This is a genomic window from Facklamia sp. P13069 (assembly GCF_050409405.1).
Taxonomy (GTDB): Bacteria; Bacillota; Bacilli; order Lactobacillales; family Aerococcaceae; genus Facklamia.
In genome coordinates, this window is the sequence record NZ_JBNUPN010000011.1 from 45326 (window position 1) to 57933 (window position 12608).

General features: G+C 35.7%; 12 protein-coding genes. 6 read left to right on the top strand and 6 right to left on the bottom strand.

The window, feature by feature from the left end; all coding sequences use genetic code 11:
• Positions 1 to 131: 131 nt before the first annotated feature.
• From glgA to glgB, 4 genes are read right to left on the bottom strand one after another with little or no spacing between them, the layout of a single operon-like run.
• Positions 132 to 1583 carry a glycogen synthase GlgA gene (gene glgA / locus ACQV2T_RS04695; RefSeq protein ID WP_428885095.1) on the bottom strand — a complete coding sequence of 484 codons (1452 nt, stop codon included), beginning with the start codon at positions 1581 to 1583 and terminating at the stop codon, positions 132 to 134.
• 10 nt (positions 1584 to 1593) lie between these two features.
• The gene (glgD, locus tag ACQV2T_RS04700) at positions 1594 to 2748 is read right to left on the bottom strand and encodes a glucose-1-phosphate adenylyltransferase subunit GlgD (protein ID WP_428872924.1); all 1155 of its coding nucleotides are present in this window, start codon (positions 2746 to 2748) and stop codon (positions 1594 to 1596) included.
• A complete protein-coding gene (locus ACQV2T_RS04705; protein ID WP_428872923.1) occupies positions 2749 to 3885 on the bottom strand; it encodes a glucose-1-phosphate adenylyltransferase in 1137 nt (378 codons plus the stop codon).
• Position 3886: 1 nt separating this feature from the next.
• Entirely contained in the window at positions 3887 to 5821 is a 1935-nt protein-coding gene (glgB, locus tag ACQV2T_RS04710) for a 1,4-alpha-glucan branching protein GlgB (RefSeq protein ID WP_428885096.1), read from the bottom strand.
• Positions 5822 to 6597: 776 nt separating this feature from the next.
• Here glgB and ACQV2T_RS04715 point away from each other — a divergent pair.
• Genes ACQV2T_RS04715 through ACQV2T_RS04740 form a run of 6 tightly spaced genes read left to right on the top strand, consistent with a single transcriptional unit; the run spans position 6598 to position 10662 of the window.
• A complete protein-coding gene (locus ACQV2T_RS04715; protein WP_428893296.1) occupies positions 6598 to 6879 on the top strand; it encodes a hypothetical protein in 282 nt (93 codons plus the stop codon).
• Between the two features lies 1 nt (position 6880).
• Complete coding sequence (locus ACQV2T_RS04720; RefSeq protein ID WP_428872918.1) at positions 6881 to 7252, top strand: hypothetical protein; 372 nt, start codon at positions 6881 to 6883, stop codon at positions 7250 to 7252.
• Between the two features lie 53 nt (positions 7253 to 7305).
• Positions 7306 to 8457, top strand: coding sequence for an SNF2-related protein (locus ACQV2T_RS04725; protein WP_428893297.1), 1152 nt, complete (start codon positions 7306 to 7308; stop codon positions 8455 to 8457).
• Complete coding sequence (locus ACQV2T_RS04730) at positions 8444 to 9712, top strand: DUF3440 domain-containing protein (protein ID WP_428893298.1); 1269 nt, start codon at positions 8444 to 8446, stop codon at positions 9710 to 9712. The genes ACQV2T_RS04725 and ACQV2T_RS04730 overlap by 14 nt, the downstream gene beginning before the upstream one ends.
• Positions 9696 to 10205, top strand: a complete 510-nt coding sequence (locus ACQV2T_RS04735; RefSeq protein WP_428872914.1) for an IbrB-like domain-containing protein — start codon at positions 9696 to 9698, stop codon at positions 10203 to 10205. The genes ACQV2T_RS04730 and ACQV2T_RS04735 overlap by 17 nt, the downstream gene beginning before the upstream one ends.
• A 1-nt stretch (position 10206) precedes the next feature.
• Positions 10207 to 10662 carry a helix-turn-helix domain-containing protein gene (locus ACQV2T_RS04740; RefSeq protein WP_428892499.1) on the top strand — a complete coding sequence of 152 codons (456 nt, stop codon included), beginning with the start codon at positions 10207 to 10209 and terminating at the stop codon, positions 10660 to 10662.
• Between the two features lie 128 nt (positions 10663 to 10790).
• On the opposite strand, the gene ACQV2T_RS04745 is transcribed toward ACQV2T_RS04740, so the two are convergent.
• Together ACQV2T_RS04745 and ACQV2T_RS04750 are read right to left on the bottom strand one after the other, a co-directional pair.
• On the bottom strand, positions 10791 to 12248 hold the full coding sequence (locus tag ACQV2T_RS04745; RefSeq protein WP_428893299.1) for a glucosaminidase domain-containing protein: 1458 nt from the start codon (positions 12246 to 12248) through the stop codon (positions 10791 to 10793).
• Positions 12241 to 12558, bottom strand: coding sequence for a hypothetical protein (locus tag ACQV2T_RS04750; protein ID WP_428893300.1), 318 nt, complete (start codon positions 12556 to 12558; stop codon positions 12241 to 12243). The genes ACQV2T_RS04745 and ACQV2T_RS04750 overlap by 8 nt, the downstream gene beginning before the upstream one ends.
• Positions 12559 to 12608 lie beyond the last annotated feature (50 nt).

The window sequence follows — 12608 nt, forward strand, 5'->3', positions numbered from 1 at the left end:
TAAATTATACTAAATGATTAAGAAAATTTATGAAAGATTGTATGACTTTTGCCTAAGTATTCAAATAGCCATCTAACTGATGTCTCAATGAAACATTTTTAGAAGGCTAATAATTGAAAATTAATTAAATTCTATAAATTGACAGATGTATTTAAAAGTTCATCATAAACAGCTTTATATGCTTTAGCAGGTGCAGTCCAAGAGAAATCTTTACCCATGGCTTGCTTCACTAACTTCTGCCAAACTTCCTTTTGATTAATATAAATATCTAAGGCCATATTAATGGTAAAAAGTAAATTGTCGCGGTTAAAACCTTTAAATGAAAAACCGGTTCCCTGGCCAGTATATTTATTATAAGCTTCGACAGTATCTTTTAAGCCTCCTGTCTCATGCACCAGAGGCAGTGTGCCATAGCGCATGGCAATCATTTGCGAGAGACCACAAGGTTCAAAAGCAGATGGCATCAAGAAAATATCGCTGGCAGCATATATTTGCTGAGCCAGTCCAAGATCAAATTGAATGCAAGCTCTCAGTTGATCAGGGTATTTCTGCTCGAAATAGCGAAATGAATCTTCAAAGTGTTGGTCTCCAGTACCTAAAATAACCATTTGAACATTTTGTTGCAGTAAATCATCCATAATTTGCTCAACTAATTGCAAACCTTTTTGGTCTGTCAGCCGGCTGACGATTCCAATTAAAGGGATCTGATTATCTTGTTTAAGAGTAAGTTGCCTTTGAAGGTAGCTTTTTACTTTAGCTTTGTTTGAAAGATCTGATTGATCATAATGATAAGGCAAATAGCTGTCTGTCTTGGGATTATTGATTTCTAAATCGATTCCATTAATAATTCCTTTAAGTTTCCATTCATTTCGCCTTAATACTGCATCTAAACCTTCACCAAATTCTGGAGTTAATATTTCTTGAGCGTAGGTCGGACTGACCGTTGTTACTCGATCGGCAAAGTTAATACCACCCTTAAGGTAATTCATATTGTTGTGGTACTTCAAACCATCGTCGGTAAAGGTATTAAAGCCAGTGCCAAAGACATTCGAAAGCATGGATGCATCATAAATCCCTTGAAAACGTAAATTGTGAATAGTGAGTACTTTTCGAATGTTTTTTAAGGATTCCTTCCAGTGATAACGATCGATTAAAAGAGCGGGTATCATAGCCGTTTGCCAATCATTGCAATGAATAATTTCTGGTATCCAATTAATTACTTCCAGCATTTCAATGATAGCAGTTGAAAAATAGGCAAAGCGTTCGCCATCATCCCATTCTCCATATAAAGAAGCGCGATCAAAATAAGCCAAATTATCAATGAAGTAATAGGTTACTCCATGGTCCTTCAATTGCTTAATTCCACAGTAGACATTTCGTTGCCCCAGTTGGAAACGAAAATGTGCAATTTCTTCTAGCTGTTGCGCATATTCATTAGCCATTTGACTATAGAAAGGAAGCACCACACGAACATCAAGCTCGGGTTCCTTCGCTAACTCTTTTGGCAATGCAGAAGCGACATCTCCTAGACCTCCTGTTTTAAAGAAAGGAGCCGCTTCAGCTGAGGCATAAAGTATTTTCATTTAAATCCTCCTAATCTACCCTTGCATCCACAATTTCATTTTTAGCTTTTACAATTAATTTATCAGGGCGTCCACGAATCACTGTGCCGGGCTTAACCACGACATTTTTATCTAAAATGGCGTACTCTACTGTGGCTCCCTCTCCAATTTCAACCCCTTGTTGAATAATTGAATTTCTCACACTAGCATTCTCCCCAATTTGAACTCGCCGATTAATTAAAGAGTCGATTACTTCACCGTAAACGGTCGTTCCAGTTGCTAAAATTGCATTTCGCACATAGGAACGCTCATGGTAATAGGTTGGAATTCCATTTTTGGATTTGGTACGAACAGCCTGATCCGTATGGAATAAAGCTGCAAAGGATAAATGGTTTAACATGTCCATATTGGCTTGATAGTAGGCTTCTACCGTATTAATATTTGCGGTATAACCAGTATATTCATAAGGATGAATGCTATAATCCAATAAATAAAACTGAATAAGATCATCTATTTCAAGATACTGCTCTTCTCTATCAGCTCGGTCAATTAAAGCTAAAAGAATGTCTACAGATAGAAAATACATATCTAAGCTGGAACTAACGGATGCAAGAGCGGGTTTTTCTGAGTTAGGTAATAGATCGACGATATTTTTTTCTTCATCAAACGCAACGATGCGTTCGTTGGGATGGTCCATCCCTATAGTCGATGCAATCACATTTTTATAAACTAAAGTTACATCTTTCTTACTTCTAATGTGCGATTGACGTAAGTCATTAATATTTAAATTAGCGATAATCTTCGATCCAGATACAAAGACATACTTAGCTTTCGATCTTTCTAAGAAGATTCGATGATTATAATAGTAGTCTTCATGGTCGTTCTCTCGATGATAACGCGCCTTCCAGTCTTGTTGAGAGAAGGTGAAAATACCTCCTCTAATCCGTGAATCAAGATTCCATGAGGCTCCTGAGCGGATATGATCATACAGAGAGCGTCCGGACTCACCAATAAACATAGCCACCGATTGAACTTGAGCGTAAGAAAGAGAAGATAAAATAAAATCAATAATGCGATAACGACTCGCAAATGGCAAAGCTGCGATAGGACGATTATAAGTTAAAGGATATAGAGGTTGATTGTCTTCTGTTAAATTTAAAATTGCACAAGTCTTATGCTGAACCATTTAATTCTTCCTTTCTATCTGATCGCCAAAACCGACAACTGCAATGTCTCTTTCTGTTCCAATCACCATTGCTCCATCTGCTATTCGAGCATTCTCGCCAACAATTGCATACTCAATTCGACAAGATGCTCCAATCCTAGCATTAGCCATGATCACTGAATCGGTAATCTGAGAATCCAGCCCCACCTTTACGTTTTCGGAAAGAATAGACCGGTGAATTTCTCCTGATACATAACATCCATCAGTAACAAAGGAATCATAGATCGCCGCATGGTCCGTCACTACTTGCGGAGGTAGAACCGGATTATTCGAGTAGACACGCCAATCAGGATTGGAGTGATAGAGTGGGTGATCTTGATTCAAAATCTCCATATTTGCTTCCCATAAGGATGAAATAGTTCCCACATCTTTCCAGTAACCGTCAAAGGCATAAGCATAAGATGCTTCATCATTGGCTAAATAAAGTGGAATAACGTGTTTACCAAAATCTTCTAATTGATTATCTTGATCTTGATCTTCAATTAAATAGTTACGTAATTTCTGCCAATTGAAAATGTAGATCCCCATTGAAGCCAAATTTGATTGTGGCTGATCAGGTTTTTCCTCGAATTCAACGATACGATCATTTTTATCTGTGTTCATAATTCCAAAGCGTGTTGCTTCTTTGATAGGCACAGGTTTCACAGCAACTGTTAAAGAAGCGCCTTTTTCTTTATGAAAATCTAACATCTTTGAATAATCCATTTTATAAATATGATCTCCAGATAAAATTAAAACATATTCTGGATTAACAGAATCGATATAGGTTATGTTCTGATAAATAGCATTTGATGTCCCTTTAAACCACTTTTCTCCATCAGTGGATGAATAAGGTTGTAAAATAGTTGTGCCACCACCGCTAGCATTAAAGCCCCAAGCCTCCCCATTAGCGATATGACCATTTAATTCTAGAGGTTGGTACTGAGTAATGACCCCCACTTTATGAATGTTAGAATTTGCACAGTTACTTAAAGCAAAGTCAATAATACGATACCTTCCTCCAAATGGCACTGCGGGCTTAGCAATCTGCTTGGTCAAAACGCCCAACCTACTTCCTTGACCTCCGGCTAGTATCATCGCAATCATTTCATCTTTCATTTTAGCGTTTGGATACTAACTGCTTAGCATCCTTCTCCTTTCTATCTTGATGCAAATTTATATGTTCAATAAATTGAACGGATAAAGCTGGAACTTCAATCAAACAACAATAATCTTGCTTACAACAGCTTTTATTTTTTGCTTGGTAAAACTTTTGCCAATTTTGTTGATAACCTGCAAATTGATCTGCTTGACTATTAAGATAGACAAGAAAATCTCCACTTTCAGGGACACCTAATTCCACATCATAATAATGATTTTTTGAAAAATTAATCATTATCACAGAGTATGATTGTTTGTTTTTAGACCAACGAATAAAACTTAGCAATCCTCTCTCTAAATCATCCGCATCCAAAACTGTTATTCCTTCTGGATGATGATCCAATTGATAAAATTCTGGCCTATTTAAGCCAATCTTATTGATAGTTCGCATAAACGCTTGATATTCACTATTATATTCTTGCTTTAGTCCTTGCCAATCTAATTCTTCATAATAACGCCACTCTATAAATTGTCCCAATTCATTACCCATAAAATGAAGTTTTTTACCAGGTTGAGCTAACATATAGGCATGTAAAAGTCTCAAATCAGCAAATTGATCATAGCGACTACCTGGCATTTTAGCTAGCAAGGATTTTTTCCCATGAACAACCTCATCATGAGAGAAAGGAAGTAAGTAACGTTCTTTAAATTGATACATAAAAACAAAAGTAATGAGACGTAATTGAGCTGGCCTTTGATTGTAAGGAAGTTGGAAAAACCGTAAGACATCATTCATCCAACCCATATTCCATTTATAATCAAAACCCAATCCTCCATGAGCAATATCCAAAGTTATTCCGCTAGATGAAGTGGCTTCTTCAGCAATCATATAAACCTCAGGATAGTAATCTTGAACCCATTGATTCATTATGCGTAAGAAATGATAGCCTTCAAGGTTGTCATTTCCTCCATATTTATTAGGCGTCCAGGGACCTTGATCAAAATCGAGATAAAGAATATTTGAAATAGCATCTGCTCGAATACCATCCAAATGAAATTCAGACAGCCAATAATTTAAATTTGAGATTAGAAAAGATTGTACCTGTAATTTTCCAAGGTCAAAATTTAAACTACCCCAGCTAATATTTTTAGCTCGTTGAGGATCTGCATACTCATAACAAGCCTGACCATCAAAATATGCCAAAGCATTCGCATTTTGATTGAAATGACCAGGTACCCAATCAAGAATGACACCAATGCCTTCTTGATGAGCATAATTAACGAAATATTTAAAATCTTCATTACTTCCATATTGACCAGCGACTGCGTAATAGCCGGTTACCTGATAGCCCCAAGAAGGAGCATAAGGAAAGGCAGTTAGAGGCATAAACTCAATGTAGTTATAACCCATTTCTTTAACATAAGGAACTAAACTGTGAGCTAACTCTTTAAAAGAATAAGATCTTCCATCGGGATGCTGTCGCCATGAACTCTGATGAACTTCATAAATTTGTAAAGGACTGTCAAATTTATCTTTAGCCTTGCGTGCTTTTAGCCACTTTTGATCATTCCATGGGAATGGTGTGAGATCTTCGATAATCGATGCATCTTGAGGGGGGGTTTCAAATCGCATAGCGTAAGGATCAATTTTATATTCAATGTGATTATTTCCATGATCCATTCCATATTTATAACAATGTCCTGCTTGAGCGTTTTCAACATATAGACTCCATACACCGCCATCAAGTTTTTCCATCCATAGATTTTTCCAATTAGAAAAATCGCCTTGTAAATATACCTGCCAAGCATTGGGTGCCCATACACTAAACTGATAACCTTTTGAATTTGACTGAACCTGCTTGGCACCTAAAAAATGATAGGCTTGGTCATGCAATTGTGTTGAAAACTTTTCTATTTCTTTGTTTAAGCTACTTCGATCCAAGGAAAATGTCATTGGCAACCTTCCATTCTTATAATTGATAAGTTTGAGACGGACTATTAAGTGAATTGGGTAACTTGTTCAATTACCAATATTGTAACGGAACGCCCTCTAATTTAAAAGAATAATCCCATGACAAAGCCCATTTTAAAGTCAAAATGATATGTTCATTAATATTGAAATTAATTAGTTATAAATATTAAAAATTTAAGCTCTAAAACTCTTGTTTTTTAAATTCATACAAAAAAGCCTCTAACTGACTGAATTTCAGAAAGTTAAAGGCTCTTTTATAAGGGACACTCCATAAGAGTGTCGGTGAGTAACTAGTACTCACGAATCGCAAAATATCCTAAGATACTGCAAGTTGCAGTTCACAGCTCCAACTTGCTCTGTCGCCTTCCTGGCTTGAGCTCTTAGCTCTAGACAGCTTGCTTCCAATCTACCAGATTGTATTCGACTCATCGCATGTATAAATCTTACCATAAGCAACGGGCATAGACAAGCTTATACTGCTAAGTTTTTATTATCCATCACTTCCAGTCGATAGCAGTCTATCAAATAATTTTATAACATATGACACTTTACGAAAGGCTCTATTAAAGCGTTTATGTTTATTTAGAACATACAAAAATATACACTACTATATACTTTTTGCCCCTTTTTTGCCCCTTTTTATCTCATAATTTTTTAAAATAATTACAACTTTTCTTGTAAAAAGTATTGACTACTACGATTAATCGGAGTATAATAAAGACAGTTAAGAAATACAAAAAAAGAAAGAGGTAATTGAAATGACACAATTTGAAATGAATAAAAAGGCAGCAGAACTATTGGAAGAACTAAAAACAGCGAAGCATGATATAAGCTACACAATTATAGACGAGTTTGGATCCCCATTAAAAATGAACGACACAGGCAATCTTTATGACATATACGCATACGAAGATTTTTACGGAGTTTACACAAATGAATATCGTGTCGACAGTAGAAAAAACGATGATAACGAAATTGAAAAAGCAATCGCAAAAGCGTTGGAAATGGGGTCTCTCATTAAACGCGAGGAGTTATTATAAAATGTGGAAATCATTCACCATCAACGCACAAAATATTAAAGTAGATACGGGCAAAGCGGTTTTAATCGCGATGCCCAAATCTTCTGAATTTAAAGGGTTTAGCTTTTGGCATCCTGAAAAATTGATTCGTGATCATGGTGGTAAAGGATATTGGAAGTCTTTAAGTTACACCGAAACATGGGAATTTAAGTTATTTAAATATGGCAAACGTCGACAGATATTAAAAGAACTAACGGCCACCGTTGAAGATATGGAAAAAGCATTTGCTTCATCGCAGGTCAACAATAATTCCTCAGATTATTATTTGGAGGTTTCTGAACCAGTTAAAATTAATGCACGTGTGGAGGTAGATGAATCATTAATCAAACAATAGTACAACACGAGGCCTACCTTAAATTTAACCGTTTAAAGGTAGGCGCTTTGTTTATGAAGCAAGGAACGGGGAAAACACGAGTTGCAATTGAACTGGCAAATTCCACCGACGCTGATTTAATCGTTTTTATTGTCCCCCACGCTCTAAAAACAAATCTTTTAGAGGAGATAGATAAATGGGGCTTATCAAAAGATTATTTAATTGAGTCTTATCAAGGAGTCTCAATGAGTGATAATCGGTATATGAAATTATTAGAAAAAATGCAGGATAAAAGGTGCATGGTTATTGCAGACGAGTCTATGTTTATTAAAAATGAGCAGTCTAAAACATTTCAACGAATGATAAAAATCAGAGACTTGTCAGAGTATCGATTGATTTTAAACGGCACACCGATTAGTAAAGATGAGTGGGACTTGTATAATCAAATGGAATTTTTAAGTCCTCGAATCCTAAAAATGACCCGTAAAGATTTCTTAAAAACGTTCTTTACTCACGTTAAATACAAACGCAAAAACGAAAAGCCGAAAGAATTTTATAAATTTAGCAAGGTTAATGTCGATTATTTAAAACGACTAATTGAACCTTATACTTTTTATGTGGATCTAGATTTTAAATTAAAAGAAACGAATCATTCTATCCAAATTCAAGGTGCTGTCGATAGACAGTATCAACTCGCTAAAAACACTTTGCTTGAGAATTTAGCGCTGGGGGAAGATTTTATCGTTAAGGCATTAAGGAATATGGAGGTTATCATTTTTAATGACGATCACCGTCTCAACGAAATCGCAAAACATATTAAAGGACAGTGTGTTGTGTTTTGTAATTTTAGGCACGAAATAGAAACATTACATAATTTAGTAGGTGGTTATGTGATACATGGTGGTATCAAGAATAGAGACACAATTCTCAACGAATTTAAAAAGGACAATCAGCCTCTTTTTATTATGTCCGGAATTGGTGCCTTTGGCCACAATCTACAATTTTGTAATCGGGTGATGTTTAGCTCTATATCTTTTGATTACAGTAAGGTCGAGCAGGCCTTATACCGTATAAAAAGGCTGGGACAAACTAAAGATATTGAATATACCTACTTCGAGTCTAATTATGGGATTTATACCATGATCAAAGAAAATATTACTAAGAAAAAGACTTTGCACGACTTAATCATCGAAAAGTTAGGAGATGACCGTTTTGAATGTATATGAGGCGAGCATGAAACGCATTGAATATATCATGACACATTTTGATAATGTCTATGTTTCGTTTTCTGGTGGCAAGGATAGTGGGGTACTGCTAAACCTTTGCATTAAATATTTACAAGAAAATAAGTTAAATAGAAAGATTGGTGTCCTCCACCTCGATTATGAGGCACAGTATGATGCGACAACAAACTATGTCGAACAAATGTATAAAAAATACAAAGATTATCTCAACATTTATCACGTTTGTGTGCCTTTTAAAGTCACCACTTCAACAAGCATGTTTCAATCATTTTGGAGACCGTGGGAAGCAACTAAAAAGGAAATATGGGTGCGAGATATACCAGATTACGCCTTAACAAAAGATGATTTTCCTTTTTATAATGAAAATATGTGGGACTATGATTTTCAAGAACGCATATCACAATGGATACACGACAAAGAAGATGCAGAAAAGACAGCTGTCTTAGTCGGTATTCGAACACAAGAAAGCTTGCATCGTTGGCGTGCCATTCATAAAGAACGTATCACTTATTATAAAAATAAAAAATACAGTAAGAAGATAGCCGATAATATTTTTAATTTTTATCCTATTTACGATTGGACGACTGAGGATATATGGACAGCTAATGCAAAATTCGAGTTTGATTATAACGAATTATACGACTTGTATTATTATGCAGGTGTTCCCATTGACTCTATGCGTGTCGCTAGCCCTTTCTTATCGGCTGCTCAAGAATCCTTAAAACTGTATAAGGTTATCGAGCCGCATACATGGGGCAAATTAATTAGCAGAGTGAACGGTGTTAATTTTACGGGTCTTTACGGTGGTACAACTGCTATGGGGTGGAAAAACATAAAAAAGCCAGCTCATTTTACGTGGAAGCAATACATGGAGTTTCTTTTAGACACACTCCCTTTAGAGACAAAAGAAAACTACTTATCTAAACTAGAAACCTCAATAAAATTTTGGAGAGAAAAAGGTGGTGTATTGTCCGACGAAACCATCAAGGAGTTAGATGACCTCGGTATCAAATACGAGATTGGCACGCACGGATATAAAACCGATAAAAAAGCGGTTAAGTTAGAATATTTGGATGATATTGACAGTTCAGATTTTAAAGAAATACCAACCTATAAGCGCATGTGTATCTGCATTATGAAAAACGACCACTTATGTAAATATATGGGATTTAGCCAAACTAAAAAAGAAATGCAAAAAAGAAAAGAGGCCGTGAAGAAATATGCAAAAATATTGTAGTCCCGTTTATAACATTAAACGTGTACCGATTGAGAAGATTCAAGCCAACTCCTACAATCCCAATAACGTTGCACCTCCAGAAATGAAATTATTGTATCAATCTATCAAAGAAGATGGCTACACGATGCCGATTGTTTGTTATTATCTTGAAGATATTGATAAATATGAGATCGTTGACGGTTATCATCGTTATACCACTATGCTTAATCACAAAGATATTTATGATCGCGAAGATGGGCATTTACCAATCTCTGTCATTGACAAACCAATTTCTGACAGAATGGCATCGACTATCCGACATAATCGCGCAAGAGGAAGTCACTCTATTGAATTGATGACAAATATCGTTTCAGAATTAGTAGAAAGTGGCATGTCCGACCAGTGGATTATGAAAAATATTGGAATGGATGCAGACGAATTGTTGAGGTTGAAACAGGTTAGCGGTCTTGCTAAACTGTTTATTAATAACAAATTCAGCATGTCGGAGGAATAAAATGGAGTTATTAGACACTTATCTTTCAGAGCACAACATCACAAGGTACCAATTGGCGCAAGTTAGCAATATTCGTGAATCGACCTGGAACGATGTTAACAAAAAAACTTTTGCTCAATATACAGGGAAGCAGTTATTAGCAATAGCGAACATGGTCGGTAAAACAGTTGGAGAAGTAGCAGACGATTTATTATCGATCGAATTATCAAAAGATAAATTGAATGGACTTAGAAGTTTACTCAATCAGCACAATTATAGAAATGTTAAGAAAGAAATAATTATAAAAAGTCTGTTGATGGAGCTAGATAAAAACGATGTTAAAGTGAATCCATTCACTTTTAATCGATTAGAAGAAGAAAAAGAGATAAATTTAGATAAAGTTTTAGATAATATCATTTCTTCCCTTTCAACTTCACTTGATAACGTGAAGAACGGGAATCCACCTTTCCCAGAATAATAAAAATAACCCCACCTCCAATTAGGAAGTGGGGAGTTTTTCTTTTGAGAATCTTTTGAATTTAATTTATTAGAGTCTTGAAAGCTACATAAAGTCCTATAACCGTTATGATGAAACCTATCAACCCTTTAAGCTTTTTTGATTTCATACAATACACCGTCTAGATAGAATTGACCGTCTTTTACTTCATAAAATTCTTTATCTACGTTCTTATCGATTTCAGGTTCGATACGGTCATCTTTATTGACTTCAGTATCTTCCACTTTGACCCAATCAGATTTAGCTTCTTTAATATGCTCTTCAAGAATCCAAGAATTAAAATTCTCAAGTAGATAAGCTACTTTTGAATGAGAAACGTCTTTAATGTCCTTAACTTGCTTAATCTTAGCTCGCTTCCCAGTGACATTAATAGATGGTTTCATTTCCACCTCTTTTTGTGGATCGTACCATTTGCCGCCATTTTCAATGGTTACCATGTCACCTACTTTTAACTCTTTAAATGGCAATTTAGGGCTTGTATAGCCTTTGACTTCAAAGGTATCTAATCCTTTAGGGTTGTATTTAGATGTGCCACGTAAGGTATTAATGTGGTTAACAATCATCGATAAGTAAACAGACCAATTAATACCTTCTTTACCTGCTCTAATTTGTGCTGGGCAGTTCTTTTTATTAGGGGCATAATCATAATGTTGTTTAATCATCAATAAGGGATCCCAATTCTTTAAATAGCAGTAGATAGCTGATAGCTTAGCCATGTTGTCCATCGCTTTTTTATAATTTCCTCCACGGTTGATACACCCTTCAAAGGCAATAGTTCTCATATTTCCAGGGCCTTTTCCGTCTGAAGCATGCCAACATGAAACATCGTCTTCAAATGATTGGATAGCTTCTTTGTCGTCCACTTGCCAATGCCACGAAGCACCGTATACTCTTGATTGTAAGTTAGCGTGCATTTGAGCAGTAGCCCGAGGGTCAACATTGCCAGTGTTGTGAGTTGTTATACCATATTTATTATCATTCATTCGTCCAAAACAGTTTACTCTAGGTTTAACTGGGGCTAGTTGTTTCTTGATTTTTAGTCCTAAAATATCTGCACATTGCTGAAAAGTTAGCATCTTTTTGTCCTCCTTATCATACTGCTTCAAATCATATTCATTGATTAAATTAATTAGTTTTGCTCCATACCTAGAATCTGTCGCATACGTACCCGTTAAAGCTCTTGCCTGCTGTTCAGGTGTCTTGGCACTTAAAGCATCTTTGTATGCGACATTTTTGCGATAGTCTGTAGATGTAAAGAAACTTGCATGATCCTTTACTGACAACTCCCAAGAAGCATACTTTCTAAAATCCCCCGGAACTTTAATTAGTTTTCCAGTAACTTCTTCTTTGGTAATCTTTGTGTATAATTCTCCCGCCCAAGGATAACTTGCCTTAATTCCAAATAAATTTTTGCCATTTTTAGCTAAATCAGATTGGCCAAAGTTAGACTCCAAGCAAGCTTGCGCTATTCGAACCGAATTAAAAACAGGACTGGAATATTTTTCAACCAGTCCTGCGATTTTCTCTATAAATTGTTCTCTATTCATTTGAGATCCCCTTAAATAAACTATTGACAAACTTGTTAGACCATTCGTAAATACCAGTTGACATGATCGCTGCTGCTAACCCAATAAAGGTGTATAACGTCCAATCTTGCCCTAAAATCCATGCAAAGATTATTGCCATTGTTTGACCAATTAATAAAGTAATCACACGTATAAGATTAGAACTTAAACGAGAATTCACATCAAAAGCTTTAATCAATTCTGTTAACGTTGCGATAATTACCGAGCAAATTAAAAGGACAGCAATTGCTGCCCCGTCTAAATTTGATAATGATTGTGTGATTTGATCCATTTTTAGTTCCTCCTGTTAGAAATAATTTTGATACGTTCGTCATGTTTTAT